Consider the following 16603-nt stretch of genomic DNA (forward strand, 5'->3'; position numbering starts at 1 on the left):
AAGAGACGAGACGACCATGCGGCACGGCAGGTACCCGTTCATCGTCGGCTTTCTGGCGGCGCCGGTCGCGATCTACGTGACCTTCGTCCTCGGGCCGTACGCGCAGGCTTTCTACCTCGCCACCACCAACTGGCGGGGGGTCAGCGCCAACCCGGAGTTCGTCGGTCTGGAGAACTTCACCAAGCTGTTCTCCGACGACGTCTTCTGGAAGGCGATCCGGCACCACGGGCTCCTGCTGCTCGCCCTGCCGCTGCTCACGATCGCCCTCGCGCTCTTCTTCGCCTTCATGCTCAACGTGGGCGGGGGGAGCCGGGGCGGCGTGATGGCCGGGGTCCGGGGGTCGAGGTTCTACCGGGTGGTGTTCTTCTTCCCCCAGGTCCTGGCCGTCGTCATCGTCGGCGTCATCTTCAGCCGGGTGTACGCCCCGGACGACAGCGGCCTGCTCAACGGCGTGCTGGCCGCCGTCGGTCTCGACCCGGTGCTGTTCATGGCCGATCCGGACATCGCGCTCTGGTCGATCGTCGCGGTGCTGGTGTGGCAGGCGGTCGGCTTCTACGTGGTGCTCTTCTCCGCCGGCATGTCCTCGGTGCCGAAGGACATCTACGAGGCGGCCACCATCGACGGGGCCGGCCGGACGGCGATGTTCTTCCGGGTGACCCTGCCGCTGCTCTGGGACACCCTCCAGGTCGCCTGGGTCTACCTGGGCATCGCCGCGTTCGACGCGTTCGCCATCGTGCAGGTGCTCTCGGTCGACCAGGGCGGCCCCGACGGGGCCACCACCGTGCTCGGCATGGAGATCTACCGCAACGCGTTCAGCTACTCCCAGTTCGGCTACGCCTCGGCGATGGGCGTGGCGCTGTTCTTCCTGACGATCACGTTCGCCGCGCTCACCCTGCGCGTCAGCAAGCGTGACACGATCGAGCTGTAAGGCGGCACCGATGACCACGGAGATCGCATCCAGCGCCCCGGCCGCCCCGGCCGGAGCCGCCCCGCCGGGCCGGCGGCCCGCCTCCGCCGGCCGCCGCCAACGATCCGAGGTGGGCGCGCTCACCGTGCTGGGCCACCTCGCCCTGGCGGTCTGGGCGATCCTGGTGATCGCCCCGCTGCTCTGGACGATCCTCGCCTCGTTCAAGAGCAACACCGAGATCTTCCTCGGCAACCCGTTCGCGCTGCCCGGCAGCTTCAACTTCGACAGCTACGCCCGCGCCTGGAGCGAGGCCAACGTCGGCCGCTACTTCCTCAACAGCGTGTTCGTGGTGACGCTGAGCACCAGCGGCACCATGCTGTTCGGCGCGATGGCCGCGTACGTGCTGGCCCGCTACCCGTTCCCCGGCAACCGGGTCGTCTACTACCTGTTCGTCTCCGGTCTGGCGTTCCCGGTGTTCCTCGCCCTGGTGCCGCTGTTCCTGGTGGTCAACAACCTCGGGCTGCTCAACACGTACACCGGGCTGATCCTGGTGTACATCGCGTACTCGCTGCCGTTCACGGTGTTCTTCCTGGCCGCGTTCTTCAAGACGCTGCCGCAGTCGGTGGCCGAGGCCGCGATGATCGACGGGGCCTCGCACACCCGGCTGTTCTTCCAGGTCATGATGCCGATGGCCCGTCCGGCCCTGGTCTCCATCGCGATCTTCAACATCATCGGCCAGTGGAACCAGTACCTGTTGCCGGTGGCGCTGATGCAGGGCGAGGGGGCCGACCGCAAATGGGTGCTCACCCAGGGCATCGCCAGCATCTCCACGTCGGCCGGCTACCAGGCCGACTGGGCGGCCCTGTTCGCCGCCCTCACCCTGTCCATCCTGCCGATGATCGGCGTCTACGCCATCTTCCAGCGTCAGATCCAGTCCGGTCTCACCGCCGGCGCGGTCAAGTAGCCGCCGCCCCCCGCCGAGGTGTGGGCGGGTCACACGAAGTGCTTGACGGATCAAATTTCCGCACGGTAAATTCGACACCCGTCAATCGGTTCTGCTGGGAAGTGGTGAACCGTGCTGAAATCCCTTGCCCTCGCCGCAGCCGTCGCCGTCGTGCTGACCACCGCCTCTCCCGCCCCGGCGGCGACCACCCGGGCGGCAGACGACCCCTGGACGCCCGGCAACTGTCCGCAGGGCGTGCTCTGCATCTGGCCCGACTTCAACCCGTGGGGGACTCCGTCCCTGGTGACCAGCGCCGACTGGTCCGGCAACGTCACCGGGTTGTACTTCTACAACCGCACCTCCCGCAGCGTCGACATCCTCTACACCTTCAAGACCGACCCGTCCGGGCGCACCTACGAGAGGTGCGCGAACCCCGGCGGGGGAGACCTCTACGTGCACGGGAACGTGACGAAGGTCAGTTTCCGTGCGGGCGCCTGCAACTGGTGATCCCGTAGCGCGGCGAACCGACCCGGCCGGACCGAGGCGCGGAGGCGTGCAGGTCGGTGGGGCGGGACGGGTCGGGTCGAGCGCTGTCACGGACGAGGCGGTCCTCCGCCGGACAACCGATGTCCATCCGCGACGAATTTCCAGGTAGGTGAATCGTGCTGCTGAAGTCCCTCGCTGCCGCCGCCGCCCTCGCCGGCGTGCTGGTCGGCGCTCCGCCCGCCTCGGCGGCGACATCCCCGCCGCCGTACCTCTACTGGCCGCCCGGGAACTGCCCGCCGGGCATGTTCTGCGGCTGGCCCAACACCGACCACCCGCCGGAGGGCCCCACCGCGCCCCCGTCCGTGGTGACCGCCACCGACTGGTCTGGCAAGGTCACGGTGTTCAACTACTTCAACTACACCACCCGGAACGTCGACGTCACCTGGTCCTATTCGTACCTCGGGTCGGAGTACACCGGCACGTACTGCTCCCCTCCCGGCGACGGCCACCTCTACGTACCCATATACGTGACAAAGGTGACCTTCCACTCCCGCCCCTGCTGACCCGTCCCTGCGGCCCTGCCCTGCGGCCCCAGCCCCGCCGTGTCGATCCAGATCGACGTTGGGGATTCGGCGCTCCGCCAGGGCGGGCGGGAGGGGGCGCCGGCCGTCAGGGGGCGCCCCCTCCGCGTGGACCAGACGTGTCCGGGGCTACCGGAAGGTGACGTCGCTTCTGTTGACCTTGCAGTTGGCGTCGTTCCAGCCCTCACCGAGGTAGCTGGGCTCGCTGCCCTTGGGCACACCCTTGTACTTGCCGCAGATGGTGGCCGAGCCGATGACGACCACGCGGGTGATGGTCGCGGTGTCGTTCCAGTTGCTGTTGATGCCGGCGAGCATGTCGATGTCGTCGACGAGGACGTTGTCGATACGCACGTGGCGGGTGTGCGAGGTGGAGCAGTTGCCGCAGCCTCGGTACAGCTTGCCGGACCCCTTCAGGTAGAACCCGGAGATGTCGACCGTGCCGTTGCCGTTGTGCTGGAAGGTCTTGTCGCTGCCGTTGCGCGCGCCGCCGCCGATGACGTAGGAGGTGCCGCCGTTGGTCTGCTTGAAGGTGGCGGCGTCCTCACCGATGTCGTTCCACCACACGTTGCGCAGCGTGCAGGTGCCCTCGCAGTGCACGCCGTCACCGGCGGGTGAGCCGAGGATCACGTTCTGCAGGGTGCCGCCATTGGCGATCTTGAACATCGGGTCCTGTGACTCGCCCTGCCCGCCGTCACCGATGCAGCAGTAGGTCTTCATCCCGCCGTCGAAGGTGCCGGAGACGTTGACCGTGCCCGAGATGCTCACCGAGCCGGCCGACGACGGCCACGCGCCGGTCGGCGTGCCCGGGTTGCTGGTCGGGCTGGCCGTCGGCCCGCTGGTGGGGCCACTGGTCGGGCTGGGGGTCGGGGTCGACCCGCCGCCGTAGTACGTCTCGAACTCGGCGATCCGTGGGGTGCCGGACGCGCTGGTGATGACGAAGGAGAGCTTCTTCAGTGACGTCGAGGAGAAGTTGACGGTGCTCGGGGCGCTGCCGCCGCTGGCCAGGACGGCGCCCGTGTCGTGGTTCTTGAGCTGCCAGCCGCTGATCGAGCCGCCGCCTGAGCCCTGCACGATGACGGCGGAGGACACCGTGGTGGCGCTGCCCCACTTGACCGAGACCGTGCCGGTCGAGCCGCTCGGCGACCAGTAGCTGCTGGTGTTGCCGTCGATGACGTTGCCGTAGCTGGTGCCACTGGCCTTGCTGGAGCCGTCGGCGCCGGCGCCGAGGCTCAGGTTCGTCGCGGCCGAGGCGTGGGGAACCTGCAGCGCCAGCGCCACGACGGCGCCTGCGACCGCCGTGGCGCCACCGGCCAGCCATCGTGTGGCGACTTTGCGTCTCATCTGTGTTCACCTTTCGAGCCTGAGCGCCTCTGGTGGTGGGAAAGCGCTTTCCGGTAACGATAGAGACTGGCCGATGAAGAGGCAAGGGTCACACCCTGTTGACGGCCGCTTCCTGTGCCGTCCGGCTCCGGGCGGACCCGTTCCGCCCTCCGGCCCGCGGCAGCGGTGGTCGCCGCGCCCCGCGCTCCGCCCGGGCGCGCAAGCGTGTCGGTGGGTGGGGGCAGGATGAGGGCGTGCTGGTCGCGGTGGTGGCGGGAGAGGGCGCTGGTGGCGCGCTGTGCCCGCTGCGCCCGGACGGGCGGCCCGCCGGCCCGGCCGAGCCGGTCACCGATCTCGCCGCCGCCGTCGCCGCCCGGGAGGCCGCCGACCGGCCGCGCTGGGTGTGGGCGTCCGGCGCGACGCTCTACCCCGCCCTGCTGCGCGCCGGGGCGCGGGTCGAGCGCTGCCACGACGTCGAGCTGACCGAGGCGCTGCTGCTCGGGTATGCCGGCCGGTGGGGTGAGCCGCGCTCGTTCCCGGCGGCCTGGGCCCGGCTGACCGGCACGGCGGTGCCGCCGGATCCGCCGCCGCGCCCGGCCGCGCCGCCCGGCGACGGGCAGGCCACGCTCTTCGACGCGCCGTCCGGGCCGACCGGTCCGGGGGTCGAGGCGTTGACCCGGGTGTACGCCGACCAGCTCGCCCGGATCGCCGCCACCGAGCGCCCCGGCCGGTTCCGGCTGCTGGTGGCCGCCGAGTCGGCCGGCGCGCTGGTCGCGGCGGAGATGGGCGCGGTCGGGCTGCCCTGGCGGGTCGACGCGCACGACGCGATCCTCACCGGGCTGCTCGGCGAGCCGTCCCCGGTGGGCGGGCCGCCGCGCCGGCTGGCCGAGCTGGCCGCCCGGATCGCCGAGGCGTTCGGGGTGCGGCAGGTGCACGCCGACAGCCCGGCCGAGCTGCTGCGGGCGTTCGCCCGGGCCGGCGTCGACCTGCCGAACACCCGGTCCTGGGTGCTGCGCGGGGTGGACCACCCGGCGGTGCCGCTGGTCCTGGAGTACAAGGAGCTCTACCGGATCTGGACGGCGCACGGCTGGGCCTGGCGGGACGCCTGGGTGCGGGACGGCCGCTTCCGCCCGGAGTACGTCCCCGGCGGGGTGGTCTCCGGCCGGTGGGCGACCCGGGGCGGTGGCGCGTTGCAGATCCCGAAGGTGATCCGGCGGGCGGTGGTGGCCGACCCGGGCTGGCGGCTGGTGGTGGCCGACGCCGGTCAACTGGAGCCCCGGGTGCTCGCGGCGGTCTCCGGTGACGCCCGGCTGGCGGCGGCCGGCGGGGCGGGCGACCTGTACGCCGCGCTGGCCCGGGAGTCCTTCGGCGGTGACCGGGCCCGCGCCAAGGTGGCCCTGCTCGGCGCGATGTACGGGCAGACCGGCGGGTCGGCGGCACCCGCCCTGGCGGTGCTGCGGCAGCACTATCCGACCGCGTTCGGGTACGTGGAGGCGGCGGCGCGTACCGGTGAGGCCGGCGGGTTGGTCCGGTCGTGGCTGGGCCGGACCTGCCCGCCCGGCGGCGTCGTCGACCCGGAGGCGGGGGAGGACGACGGCGGGTTCGACCCGCAGGGGCCCCGGGCGCGGGCGGCCCGGTCCCGGGGCCGGTTCACCCGGAACTTCGTCGTCCAGGCAACCGCCGCCGAGTGGGCGTCCACCCTGTTGGCGACGCTGCGGACGGCGCTGGCCGGCACCGACGCGGAGCTGGTCTTCTTCCAGCACGACGAGGTGATCGTGCACTGTCCGGCCGGGCAGGTCGACGCGGTGGTCGAGGCGGTCACCGGCTGCGGCGAGCGGGCGACGGGGTTGTTGTTCGGCGCGACGCCGGTGCGGGTCCCGCTGGACGTGGCCGTGGTCGACTGTTACGCCGACGCCTGAGCCAACCGAAACCTTTGCACTAAATATCCGTTTCGCCCCGACACTACTGGTCGGGGCGCTCGTTGCACCCCATGTGCGTATCGCAGGAATGATCATCGCTGCCGGGGGCGGACGCCGCATCGGCGGTCCGGAGGCTCTGCTGCACCTGCGGGAGCGGCCCCTGGTGGACCAGATGATCGACACGATGACCGAGGCGGGCTGCGCGCAGACCGTGGTGGTGCTCGGCGCGGCGGCGGCCGAGGTGCGCCGCACCGCCGACCTGTCCGGCGCGACGGTGGTGGTCAACCAGGCGTGGGGGACCGGCGTGGGCTCGTCCATCCGGGCCGGGCTCGCCGCGCTCACCGACGACACCATCGAAGCGGTCGTGGTGATCCCGGTCGACATGCCCGGTCTCACCACCGAGGCGGTCCGCCGGGTGGTCGCCCTGCCGTACCCGGACGCGCTGGTCTGCGCCACCTACGGCGGGCTGCGCGGCTACCCGATGCTCTTCGGCCGCCGGCACTGGCCCGGCATCGCCACCCTGGCCAGCGCGGACGTCGGCGCGCGGCCGTACCTGCTGGCGCACAAGGACCTGATCGTCGACATCGCCTGCGACACCGTCGCCGACGGCAGCCGGGTGGACAGCCCCGAGCAGATGACCCGGTACGGCCTCACCGTGCCGCCCCAGCGCGTCGGCGCCTGACCGGCCCCGTGCCCCGACCTGCCCGCCGGAGGCGTCGATGGGCCGCGCTGCCGCTGGCCCTCGTCCTGGCCGGGACCGGATGCGTCCGGCGACCGCCACCGCCACCCGCGCCGCCCCCGTTCGTCCACGAGGTCCACCCGGTCACCCCGGCGGAGCTGGGACCCAGTTGGCGGCCGGGCTGCCCGGTCGGCGCGGAGCGGCTACGGCTGCTGCGGCTGGGTCACTGGGACTTCGACGGCCGGGCCCACGTCGGTGAGCTGATCGTGCACGAGCAGGTCGCCGCCGCCGTGACCACCGTCTTCGCCAGCCTGTACCGGCAGCGCTTCCCGATCCGGCGGATGACCCCGGTCGACCGCTACGGCGGGGACGACGACATCTCGATGGCCGCCGACAACACCTCCGGCTTCAACTGCCGACGCGCGGTCACCGAAGGGCCAGTGGCCTGGTCCAGGCACGCGTACGGGCAGGCGGTCGACGTGAACCCGGTGGAGAACCCGTACCTGCTCGGCGGGCGGGTGCTGCCCCCGGCCGGCGCCGCGTACGTCGACCGGAGCGCGTACCGGCCGGGCATGGCCGTGCCGGACGGCGTCCTCGTCCGTGCGTTCGCCGAGGTCGGCTGGGCGTGGGGCGGGGTCTGGTCCGACCCGGACTACCAGCATTTCAGCACGGGCGGCTGAACCGGGCCGGTCAGCCGTCGATGGTGAAGCGCTCCAGCACCGAGGGGGCGAGCAGGCCGAGCGCGGCCAGCACGGAGACCACCGTCAACACCGAGCGGACCACCACCACCTCGGTCTTGCCACCGGCGCGCAGGGCGATGCTGTTCGGCAGGCCGATCGGCGTCCACATCCGGCGTTTGATCGGAATGGGCCACAGGATCGGCACCCCGGCCTTGGTGATCATGTCGCCGATGATGTGCACGAAACAGCCCACCGCCATGGCCACGCCGATCATCGGGTAGCCCCGGTCGCCGGGCAGGTTGACGAACGTGTACCAGGCGCCGGCCGCCGAGGTGAGGGTGACGATCACCCAGCCGGCCCGTTCCGCCCAGCGGTCGAACAGCCCACGCAGCGCCAGGCCGATCATGAAGAACAGGATGCCGACCACCGCCCATTTCCCGTACGCGGTGCAGAGCGCGGTGGTGCCCCAACCGACCAGCACGGTGAACGGGATGGTGTGGGTGAGGGTGCGGTGCCCGTTGCTGCGTTTCGGATCCCTGCTCAGCTTCGTCGCGTAGTAGACGCCGAGCGAGATCTTCTCGATCACCTCGGCGACGAACAGCGAGAAGACGCCGAACGTGCGGGCCACCGTCGCGCCGCCCTGGTTACGGGTGACCTTGCCGGAGAGGTCGAGGTCGGGAAAGAGCGCCCCGCCGGCGCAGACCGCCGTGCCGACCGCCAGCGCCAGCGCGGACTGCTCGTAGTCGGCGAAGTGCTCGAGCGCCAATGACCCGGTCAGCCACACCGCCGCGCCGGACAGCGCGTGCGACGGTCCCATCATGCCGCTCATCCTCCCCGAAGATCGTGATCGACAAGCTACGGCACGCGTACGACATCACGGGTTCCGGGGTTGACAGTCGACAGTGGACCGATGGGCGGGCGGACGGCCGCATGGGTTGCTCGCCGCCACCTGCGGGCGGGTGAAGTCGGCATCGCCGACGGCCACCGGCCCCGGCGGCGGGTGTCGCGCAGGCGGCGCAGTAGTACGGCTTCTGGTTGGCGACTCGGTCGATCGGGATCAGGGTGCCGTCGAGGATCGCGTAGGCGAGCAGCCGGATCCTGGTCATGGCCGTGGCCAGGTCGCCGGCGGTCGCGGCGAGCAGGTCGATGGCCTCGCGGACATAACGCCAGGCCGTCGTGACGCCGATGTCGAATCCGGCGGCCAGGCGGGCCAGGGGGTCGCCGTTGCGCAGGTGGGCCAGGGCGAGCAGGGCTTGCCGGCCGGGGGCCAGGCGTCGCCACCGGGACCGTCGCTGCTGGCGGCGGGCTCGGATGAGGGCGGCGAGGTGGTTCAGGCCGCGGGTGGACAACGGAATCGCGGCAGGGTAAGACAGCACAGCGAGGCTCCCGGTTGGGGCATCTGATCTTGGTCGATTGCTGTCTTACCGGGAGCCTCGTCCTACCTGGACACCGGCCTCCCGCGCCGCCCGTGACCTGCACCGTCACGATGAAAATGGCTCATTAGGTGAAGCAACTTTTAGCCCAGTGGCTACTTCGGTGGCGGAGCCCTGTGGATGGCACCTCGGATCGGAGCTGGCATGTTTCTCCCCAGGCGGAACGGTACCGCGTGGTACAGTTCGGTGCATGACGAGGATTACGCTGCGGGAGTTCCGCGATGGCGCGGGTCGGGTGCTGGACGGAGTTGAGCGCACCGGTGAGCCGGTCATGATCACGAAGTACGAGCGGCCGGTGGCCGTGCTGGTGGGCATCGACGAGTGGGAAGAGATCGAGGCGTTCCGGGACCGCCGAGACGCTGCGGTGATCGCTCGTTCCCGTGCTGAGGGGCAGTTCGTGCCGCTGTCGGCGGCGCTGGAGTCGCTCGGGGTGGATCCTCGTGAGGTGGAGGCATTGCTGGCCGACCGGGCCGGCGATGCGGCGGCGTGAAGGTTCAGATCGACCGGGATGTGCTGGTCTGGTTGCACAAGCAGCCCCGCAACGTCTTTCTGACCGTCCTGAGCGCGATCCTCGGCTTGGTCTCCGACCCTGAGCCACAGAGCTCGACCGAGATGCGCGACGGATCCGGTCGTCGTTTGCGGGTCGGTGACTACCGGGTCCTCTACCGCCTCGACGGCGACGACTTGACCATCCACGCCGTCGGGCATCGCAAGGACGTCTACTCGTAAGCCGTCCGGGTCGCGGCGGCCTTATCAGCACAATGGGGTCGAGGTCGCCGACCGGCCGAGTCGCCGACCGGTGGGTCCCTTCGAGGCAGGGTTGCGCCACTGGCGCGGATGTCTCGCCGGCGCCCTCAGGGCCCCGGCAAAGTCGTCGGCGCGTCCGACATGAGGTATTCGGCTGGGAAGCGCCTGGGTTGCGGGCAGCAAGGCGGGTGTGACCGGTTCGGATGATCATCAGGGTGTCGAAGCCAGGTCCGCACCGGCACCGGCCCGCCCTCCGCACCGCAGGCATCACCAACATCGCCGCCGCCAACCGACATCAATGCCCGCGACAGCACCCGCCCCTTGGCCCTCCTTGGCTCACTTGACGACTTTGCCGGGGCCCTGCTGGCTGCCCGACGGCTCCTATCACGCGTTGATCTACACGGTCTGGCCAGGACGCTGCTACGCCGTCCGCGCCGTGACCGGGACCGTATCCGACCTCGTCAGCCTTCTCGTCCGACTGGTCGGTTGCGCCCTTGTCTGGCCAGGGGCTCAGTGCGTCGTGAGGCGTCCTTCAGGGCTGCTCGGTGGTGGTTCGGACGTCGAGGTGCGGCCGGTGCTCGCGGATCCACGTTTCGACGTCTGCGCGTAGCCACACCTGGCCCATCCGCAGGGTCTGGTACGGCTGCGGGAAGTCACGCCGGGACGCGATGACTCCGGCCCGCGCCCGGGACACGCCGCCCAGCATGTCTCGGATCTCTGCGATCCCGACCAACTCGCCCACACGCCGACCGTAAGCGTTCACGATACCGAGACGATCGGGAACGCCGATCGGGGTTGACGGTCGCTAACAGCGGATGCAGGATGAGGTCATGTCGCTGTCTGTGAGACGTCCGAAACCCGTCCCTTTCGCCCCTGTGCACCGCCCGGTCATTCGTCGCTGGTTCCGATTGTCCTGCTCATGCGGGTTGCGGTCCTGGCGGCGCTGTCCGGACCGGCGGTCGCCGACGCCCCTCGGGCCGCTCGCCACGTCGGCCCGCCTGGAGTCGGAGTACCAGCCGTGCCCGCCTCGGCCGGCTGACCCACCGTCGCCGTCCGGCCCGGATCCCGAGTCGGGGCCGTCGTCTCCGACCTGTCTGACCGGGCCGTCTCCGTGGCCGTACGTCTGCCGCCGGGAGTCGGGCGACGACGCGACGGTGGTCCTGTGGATCAACGGCGCTGCGCTGACCGCGCCCGCCCAGCGGTGGCGTGGCGGCGCAGGCCGTACGGTCCGGCCGAACGGGGGCCGGTGGTGAGGCGTGGGTTACCCGCTGCCGTCGACGGGCTGGTCGTCTGATGGGCCGCCGCCGGGTCGGTGCCCGGCGGCGGCACGGTTACGCCCGGCCGTCGTGGTTGTGTGCGACGTGCGGCGCGCCGTGGCCGTGTCAGCCCGCGAAGTTGCGCCTGCTGGTCGAGTACCGGGACGACCTGCTCGCCCTGATGGTCCGCCTCGGCGAGACGATGGTGGCGGCGTCGTCGGAGTTGCCGTCCGATGTGGACGTGGTGGCGCGTTTCCTGTTGTGGGCCCGCCGGCCGGCGCCGGCTACCCCCGAACCGGTTCGACCTGAACCTTCGAGACCTGTGACCCCCTCCCATGAAGATCATCTCCGCGTTGGTCGACGGCCGAGAATCCACATGGGATGAACGCTTCGATCGGCAGATGCCGAAAGTGATGGCGTCGTCACTGGTCAGTCATAGTTCCAGGTCAATGGGGATGTGATTGCCAGTCTCGACCCGGGGTCAATCATTATGTGCGGCGCGGACTATTGCGATCGACGAGGGCGTATCTCTTGACAGTCGTCCGCGCCCGGGGCAAGACTGACGAAAGCGCTCGCCGACCAGGCAAGGGCGGATCCGGTCCGGCCGGATATTCCAGAAAGGGGCCACAATGGAGGACGTCAAAGAGGTCACTCTGACCTCCGCAGAGGACATCCTGGCCGCCCTGCAGGCGGCGCACGCTGCGCCGCAGGAGATCGCCCACAGCATCCAGTGGGGCAGCGAGTAATCATCCATGTCACGCTCGGCGGTCACGCGATACGAATTGTCGTACCGGGCCACCGTGGGACCCGCGTTGGCGGAGGAAATTGCTTCCTTCGCCAACGCGGAGTTCAGTCAACTGTTCCTCAGGCGTCCCCAGGTCACCCAGTACTTCGTTTCCGCCGCCCCGGCGACCGCCGCGACCGTCGTCGCGGTACAGGACCGGTGCGACGTGGACGATTTCCGGGCGGCGATGTCGGTGAAGGAGACGCTCCCCGCCGCGGGGGCCGGGTCGCTGCCGGTGCCCCTGATCCGCCGTGAAGTCGTGCACATGATCGCCCTGCGGGAGCCCGTGCTCACCCGACAGCCTCCCGGCGGCGGCCCGGTCGGGGCGCTGGGCGGCTTCTCGTGGGGGCCCTGGCACCAGCAGCAGCGCAGCAAGTGGCGCATCGAGACCTGGCCCGGCGCGGACGTCTACCTGTCGATCGACCAGGCGGAGTGGGACCACGGTCACGGATTGCGGGCCGTCCAGCCGTCGATCGGGATCGAGGCGAACTTCTCCGACGACCGTGGTCCCGACGACTGGACGGAAGCGGCGCGGGCGCTGCTGGCGCACGCCGACCGCCTCGGCCTCAGGGACCTGCTGCCCGCGTACACCCGATCGAAAGTGGAGGCAGCCGCATGCCAGAGACCCTGATCCCGGTCGCGTCCGTCGCCGGCCGCACCCCGCGACCGTCGGCCCGGGTCTACCGGTCCGTGGCGCTGGTGAGCTACCTCGCCAGGGAATACCACATGGCGCCGTACGGCGCGGCGGTCCTCGCCAACGCGATCGAGGACGACGAGCGCCGCCGCCGTTGCGATCCGATGACGGACGTCGAGGTGATCGCGCTCGACCACGCCACGCCCGCGGAGCAGGCGGCGGCGGAGGTGCTCGCCCGCGACCCCGCGCTGATCGGCCTGAGCCTCTACGTCTGGAACTACTCCCGGACGCTCGCCCTGGCGTCGGCGCTGCGGCGGGCCCGACCCGACGCGGTGATCGTCGTCGGCGGGCCGCACGTCAGCCGCGACGACGCCCGGCTGACCCGTGCCGTCGCCGACGGCATCGTCGACTGTTGCATCGCGGGCGAGGGTGAGGGCGCCTTCCTGCGGATCCTCGGTCAGCCGAAGGACGAGCTGCCGGCGTTCGTCGACGGCGACCCGGCTCTCTTCTCGGCGCGTACGTCGCCGTACCTGTCGCAGCCGGTGCTGCGCCGGGAGCTCGACGCCACCAAGACGGTGATCATCGAAGGCTCCCGTGGCTGCCCCTTCCTGTGCACCTTCTGCGACCAGGGGTGGCGCAAGGCGCGGCTGGCCGACGACGCCCCGCTGCGGGACGAGCTGAAGGCGCTGTACGACCTCGGCGCACGACACTTCATCTTCCTCGACCCGACGTTCAACTACCACCGGTCCCGGATGCACGACGTGCTCGGCTTCATGCGCGAGGAGCTGCCGGGGGCGACCTTCAGCGCCGAGCTCAAGGTCGAGATGTTGAAGGACGACGACGTCGCCGCGCTGGACGGCCTGTGCACCCACATCGAGGCCGGCCTGCAGACCGTGCACCCCGAGACGCAGCGCGTCATCCGCCGACGGGAGAACGTCGACCGCCTCTGGGAGAACACCAACGCGCTGCTCGGCACGGGTATCAAGGTCGCCGTCAACACGATCTACGGGCTGCCCGGGGAGAGCCTGGCGGACTGGCTGGCCACCGTCGACGCCGCCTACGCCGCCACCCGCGCCCAGATCACCTCCACCTGCCTGAAGGTGCTGCCGAACACCGAGATCTGGAACCAGCGCCAGACGTTCGGCTACCTGTGGGACGAGGACGACCTGTTCCGGGCGCTGGAGTCGGACGCGATGAGCGGAGCCGAGTTCCGTCGCGCGGAGGCGCTGTCCCGGGTGCTCTCCGCCGTCCAGACCCCGGACGGGGTGGTCCCGGAGGTGCGGCTGTTCCTGGCGGACCGGCCGGGCTGGAAGCTCAGTGACTTCCTGGTGGCCATGGTCGACGGCCGGATCGTGTTGCGCAGCGGCACCGACCGGGCCGGCGCGCGGCGACTGCGCCTCGAGATGGCCGGCGAGGCGGCGGCGGCCTGACGATGGGACTTCCCCCCACGGCGACGAACGCGGGCGTGACCGCCCGGGTGGACGCGATCCTGGGGACCTTCCGGTCCTCCCGGGCGGTGGCGGCGGAACGGTTCGGCCCGCTCTCCAAGGCGTCGTACCTGGTCACCTTCGCCACCCTGACGGCACTGTTCCACGTCCACCTGGAGTGCCTGGACAGCGCGGAGCGGGGGTGGGTCGCCGGGCGGCTGGACGACGTACGCGAGGAGCTGTACGCGATGTTCCGCCGGATGACCCAGCCGCCCCGGGCGGAGGTCCGCCGGACGCCGGGCCGGTTCGCGGGCATCGCCTGCGACCTGCTCACCTTCGACGGGGAGCGGGCCGAGGCCCGGGCGGGCCGGGAGGCGTTGCGGGGCCGCGTCGTCGGACTGGACGACGTGCTCCGCAGCGGGACGTCGCCCGGCACCTACCTCTTCTGCCTCACCGAGCAGGACGAGCTCGTGCTCTACGCCGTGCCGCTGTCGTACGGCGACATGATGACGGGGGCGGTCGCCGGGGAATTCACCGTCAAGCACACGATGCTCCCGGAGGAGGGGGTGGCGGTGGTGTGCGCGGGCGAGATCCACGTGGCCGTCTCCCCGGCCGGTGCGCCGGGAGTGATCGTGACCCGCGCCTCCGGCCATTTCCAACCGCGGGCGTCGGCCGAGCTGCTGACCCGGGACCATCTGGTCCGTCGGTACGGCATGCGGGGTGACGCGGTCTGTCTGCTCTCCCACCCCGGCGCGGTCCGGTGAGTTCCGCCGTCGAGGCGGGCGCGCCCCCGGGGAGGACGCCCCTTCCCCGGGGGGCGGTCTCCTTCATCGTCGCCCAGTCGGCGTCCAACGCCTGCTCGGTGATGGAGATGTTCACGCTGAGCTGGCTGGTGCTCAGCGCGGATCAGCTCCACCTGACGCCGTTCTCGTTCGCCCTGATCGTGGCCGGTCACTTCCTGCCGGTGGTGCTGCTGGGGCCGCTGTACGGCCGGATCGCCCGGCGGATCCCGCCGATCCGGCTGTGGCGTTGGTGTCTGGCGGGCGAGGCGACCCTGACCACCGTCCTGGGGGTCAGCCTGCTGGCCGGGGCGGATCCCGCGTTCGGGGTCTTCGTCGTGTACGCCGTCGCGCTCGGCACCATGCAGGCCCTGGAGGTGCCGAGCCGGCAGTCGATGCTGATGAGTTTCCTTCAGGACGCGTTCGCCCGGGGGTACGCGCTGTTCACCTCGACCAGCCGGGCCCTGTCGGCGCTCGCCCCGCTGCTGGCCGGTCTCCTGCTCGCCAACGTCGACGTCGGCGTGGTCTTCGTCGTCAACGGGGTGAGCTTCGCGGCGATCCTGCTGGTCGTGCTGCGCAACGTCGCCCCGGCCACCGCCCCGCGCCCGGACGGCAGCCGGCAGCCGGGCCCCCGGGCGTCGATCAGGGCCTGGCGGCCGCTGCTCCTGCTGGCTTTCGCGCTCGCGGCGATCGGCAACCAGTTCCCGGTCACCAACATCCTGGCGCTCGACCATCTCTCCCACGACGGCAGCGTCGCCTTCGGCGTCGTCTCGGCCGCCCTCGCGGTCGGCATGGTGGCGGGTCCCCTGATCGCCCAGCGGGCGGAGCGGTTCGCGGCCGAGGCGACCGCGCTGGTGGCGGTGACGTTCGGGGTGTTCGAGATCGCGATGGGCTTCTTCGGCCCGATCGTCAGCTACTGCCTCCTCGCCTTCGGCGCGGGTCTGGCGCTCTCGTCCTTCATGGTCCTGTCGGTGACGACGATCAAGAAGCAGGCCGACCCGGCCGACCAACCCGGGATCATGGGCTGGTTCGGCGTGGCGACCATCGGTCTGGTGCCGGCCGGGACCCTCCTGGTGGGCTGGCTGGCCAGGTACGGGGATCAGGCCACCCTGATGGCGCCGGGCGGGCTCTGCGTCGTCGCCGGCCTCAGCTACCTCGTCCACGTGCGGCGACAGGGGGCCGAGCGCCCTGCCGTCCGGGAAGGAGCCTCGACGTGACCACGTCCTTCGCGCGCCTGTCCGACTTCCTCTCCACCGACGTCGACTGGGACGACTCCGAGGACGACGACACGATGTGGCGGGTGGGTGACTTCGCGTCGTCGTTGGTGCGCCGCAACCCGTCCCTGGTCCAGGAGCGGATGGCGGAGATCAGCCGGTCCCGGTCGCTGATGGACGAGCTGGTGCCGCACTCGGAGTTCCCGCACCGGCGGCGCGACAAGTTCGTGCTGTTCCGCGACCCGGGGGAACGGTTCGTGGTCCGGCTGCACCGCTTCCACCCCTGCGGCAGCACCGACACGGAGTACGGGCCGATCCACAACCACCGGTACCCGGGGGTGACCGTCCTGCTGCGCGGCGCGTACCAGGAGCGGGTCTACACCGAGGTGGCCCGCGACGACGCCCGCCGGACGGCCGATCTCACCCTCGACGAGGAGCGGGTGCTCGCCGGCGGCCAGGTCGACGTCAAGGGCTGGCGGACCGCCCACCAGGTCCGCAACGTCTCGCCGGACCAGGCCGCGTTCACCCTCTTCGTCCGGGGACCCTCGCTGCGCCGGTTCAGCCACATCTACGACCTGGACAACGGCACGTTCATGGACACGGCGGGCGCCCACGACCTGGCGCGGGTCGGCTTCCTGACCGCGATGATGGGGTCCGCCGCGGTGCGCAGCAGGCACGACGCGATGCGGTTCATCGGCCCCGCGGACCAGTGGTCCGAACGGTACGACGTGATGATGAGGGTGGCCGAGGGGCAGGGCTTCCCGCCCCCCGGCACAGCCCCGTGACGTCGACGCGTCACCCGGCGGGCGGGCGG

At 71.1% G+C, this 16603-nt stretch carries 17 protein-coding genes and 1 pseudogene; 14 read left to right on the forward strand and 4 right to left on the reverse strand.

The annotated features are described in order from the left end of the window. The first annotated feature begins 16 nt into the window (after window positions 1-16). From O7606_RS02230 to O7606_RS02245, 4 genes are all read left to right on the forward strand, one after another. A complete protein-coding gene (locus O7606_RS02230) occupies window positions 17-928 on the forward strand; it encodes a sugar ABC transporter permease (RefSeq protein ID WP_281597298.1) in 912 nt (303 codons plus the stop codon). A 10-nt stretch (window positions 929-938) separates the two neighbouring features. Next, complete coding sequence (locus tag O7606_RS02235) at window positions 939-1871, forward strand: carbohydrate ABC transporter permease (RefSeq protein WP_281597300.1); 933 nt, start codon at window positions 939-941, stop codon at window positions 1869-1871. A 111-nt stretch (window positions 1872-1982) separates the two neighbouring features. After that, complete coding sequence (locus tag O7606_RS02240) at window positions 1983-2357, forward strand: hypothetical protein (RefSeq protein ID WP_281597301.1); 375 nt, start codon at window positions 1983-1985, stop codon at window positions 2355-2357. A gap of 155 nt (window positions 2358-2512) precedes the next feature. Next, complete coding sequence (locus O7606_RS02245; protein ID WP_281597302.1) at window positions 2513-2899, forward strand: hypothetical protein; 387 nt, start codon at window positions 2513-2515, stop codon at window positions 2897-2899. A gap of 147 nt (window positions 2900-3046) precedes the next feature. On the opposite strand, the gene O7606_RS02250 is transcribed toward O7606_RS02245, so the two are convergent. Next, entirely contained in the window at window positions 3047-4258 is a 1212-nt protein-coding gene (locus O7606_RS02250) for a pectate lyase (RefSeq protein WP_281597303.1), read from the reverse strand. A gap of 233 nt (window positions 4259-4491) precedes the next feature. Between O7606_RS02250 and O7606_RS02255 the strand changes: the two genes are divergently transcribed. The 3 genes from O7606_RS02255 to O7606_RS02265 all read left to right on the forward strand — a co-directional run bounded on the left by O7606_RS02255 (window position 4492) and on the right by O7606_RS02265 (window position 7515). After that, the gene (locus O7606_RS02255) at window positions 4492-6156 is read left to right on the forward strand and encodes a bifunctional 3'-5' exonuclease/DNA polymerase (RefSeq protein ID WP_281597304.1); all 1665 of its coding nucleotides are present in this window, start codon (window positions 4492-4494) and stop codon (window positions 6154-6156) included. Window positions 6157-6244: 88 nt separating this feature from the next. Continuing rightward, window positions 6245-6838, forward strand: a complete 594-nt coding sequence (locus tag O7606_RS02260; RefSeq protein WP_281597305.1) for a nucleotidyltransferase family protein — start codon at window positions 6245-6247, stop codon at window positions 6836-6838. A gap of 8 nt (window positions 6839-6846) precedes the next feature. Next, window positions 6847-7515, forward strand: coding sequence for a M15 family metallopeptidase (locus O7606_RS02265; RefSeq protein ID WP_281597306.1), 669 nt, complete (start codon window positions 6847-6849; stop codon window positions 7513-7515). A 10-nt stretch (window positions 7516-7525) separates the two neighbouring features. Here O7606_RS02265 and O7606_RS02270 read toward each other — a convergent pair whose 3' ends face one another. Together O7606_RS02270 and O7606_RS02275 are read right to left on the reverse strand one after the other, a co-directional pair. Continuing rightward, on the reverse strand, window positions 7526-8335 hold the full coding sequence (locus tag O7606_RS02270) for a metal-dependent hydrolase (protein ID WP_281597307.1): 810 nt from the start codon (window positions 8333-8335) through the stop codon (window positions 7526-7528). Between the two features lie 199 nt (window positions 8336-8534). Further along, window positions 8535-8891, reverse strand: a pseudogene (locus O7606_RS02275) (transposase family protein); the annotation flags it as partial. Window positions 8892-9138: 247 nt separating this feature from the next. Here O7606_RS02275 and O7606_RS02280 point away from each other — a divergent pair. After that, window positions 9139-9438 (forward strand): type II toxin-antitoxin system Phd/YefM family antitoxin, encoded by a 300-nt coding sequence (locus O7606_RS02280; protein ID WP_281597308.1) that lies wholly within the window; start codon window positions 9139-9141, stop codon window positions 9436-9438. Next, the gene (locus O7606_RS02285; RefSeq protein WP_281597309.1) at window positions 9435-9677 is read left to right on the forward strand and encodes a type II toxin-antitoxin system RelE/ParE family toxin; all 243 of its coding nucleotides are present in this window, start codon (window positions 9435-9437) and stop codon (window positions 9675-9677) included. The genes O7606_RS02280 and O7606_RS02285 overlap by 4 nt, the downstream gene beginning before the upstream one ends. Window positions 9678-10227: 550 nt before the next feature. Here the strand turns inward: O7606_RS02285 and O7606_RS02290 are convergent. Next, window positions 10228-10437 (reverse strand): hypothetical protein, encoded by a 210-nt coding sequence (locus O7606_RS02290; protein ID WP_281599914.1) that lies wholly within the window; start codon window positions 10435-10437, stop codon window positions 10228-10230. A gap of 1314 nt (window positions 10438-11751) precedes the next feature. Between O7606_RS02290 and O7606_RS02295 the strand changes: the two genes are divergently transcribed. From O7606_RS02295 to O7606_RS02315, 5 genes are read left to right on the forward strand one after another with little or no spacing between them, the layout of a single operon-like run. Beyond that, window positions 11752-12366: a hypothetical protein gene (locus tag O7606_RS02295; protein WP_281597310.1), complete on the forward strand. Its 615-nt coding sequence runs from the start codon at window positions 11752-11754 to the stop codon at window positions 12364-12366. Further along, window positions 12351-13799 carry a radical SAM protein gene (locus O7606_RS02300; RefSeq protein ID WP_281597311.1) on the forward strand — a complete coding sequence of 483 codons (1449 nt, stop codon included), beginning with the start codon at window positions 12351-12353 and terminating at the stop codon, window positions 13797-13799. The genes O7606_RS02295 and O7606_RS02300 overlap by 16 nt, the downstream gene beginning before the upstream one ends. Before the next feature lie 35 nt (window positions 13800-13834). Then, on the forward strand, window positions 13835-14560 hold the full coding sequence (locus O7606_RS02305; protein ID WP_281597312.1) for a hypothetical protein: 726 nt from the start codon (window positions 13835-13837) through the stop codon (window positions 14558-14560). Continuing rightward, window positions 14557-15792, forward strand: a complete 1236-nt coding sequence (locus O7606_RS02310) for an MFS transporter (RefSeq protein ID WP_281597313.1) — start codon at window positions 14557-14559, stop codon at window positions 15790-15792. Before O7606_RS02305 ends, O7606_RS02310 begins: the two co-directional genes overlap by 4 nt. Further along, the gene (locus O7606_RS02315) at window positions 15789-16574 is read left to right on the forward strand and encodes a hypothetical protein (RefSeq protein WP_281597314.1); all 786 of its coding nucleotides are present in this window, start codon (window positions 15789-15791) and stop codon (window positions 16572-16574) included. The genes O7606_RS02310 and O7606_RS02315 overlap by 4 nt, the downstream gene beginning before the upstream one ends. Window positions 16575-16603 lie beyond the last annotated feature (29 nt).

The organism is Micromonospora sp. WMMD882, assembly GCF_027497255.1.
Classification (GTDB): Bacteria; Actinomycetota; Actinomycetes; order Mycobacteriales; family Micromonosporaceae; genus Micromonospora.

What these genes read in the sequence shown, in the direction of transcription:
- O7606_RS02230 (WP_281597298.1), top strand. Translation starts at nt 17, where the DNA reads ATGCGGCACGGCAGGTACCCGTTCATCGTCGGCTTTCTGGCGGCGCCG.
- O7606_RS02235 (WP_281597300.1), top strand. Translation starts at nt 939, where the DNA reads ATGACCACGGAGATCGCATCCAGCGCCCCGGCCGCCCCGGCCGGAGCC.
- O7606_RS02250 (WP_281597303.1), bottom strand. Translation starts at nt 4,258, where the DNA reads ATGAGACGCAAAGTCGCCACACGATGGCTGGCCGGTGGCGCCACGGCG.
- O7606_RS02260 (WP_281597305.1), top strand. Translation starts at nt 6,245, where the DNA reads ATGATCATCGCTGCCGGGGGCGGACGCCGCATCGGCGGTCCGGAGGCT.
- O7606_RS02270 (WP_281597307.1), bottom strand. Translation starts at nt 8,335, where the DNA reads ATGATGGGACCGTCGCACGCGCTGTCCGGCGCGGCGGTGTGGCTGACC.
- O7606_RS02280 (WP_281597308.1), top strand. Translation starts at nt 9,139, where the DNA reads ATGACGAGGATTACGCTGCGGGAGTTCCGCGATGGCGCGGGTCGGGTG.
- O7606_RS02300 (WP_281597311.1), top strand. Translation starts at nt 12,351, where the DNA reads ATGCCAGAGACCCTGATCCCGGTCGCGTCCGTCGCCGGCCGCACCCCG.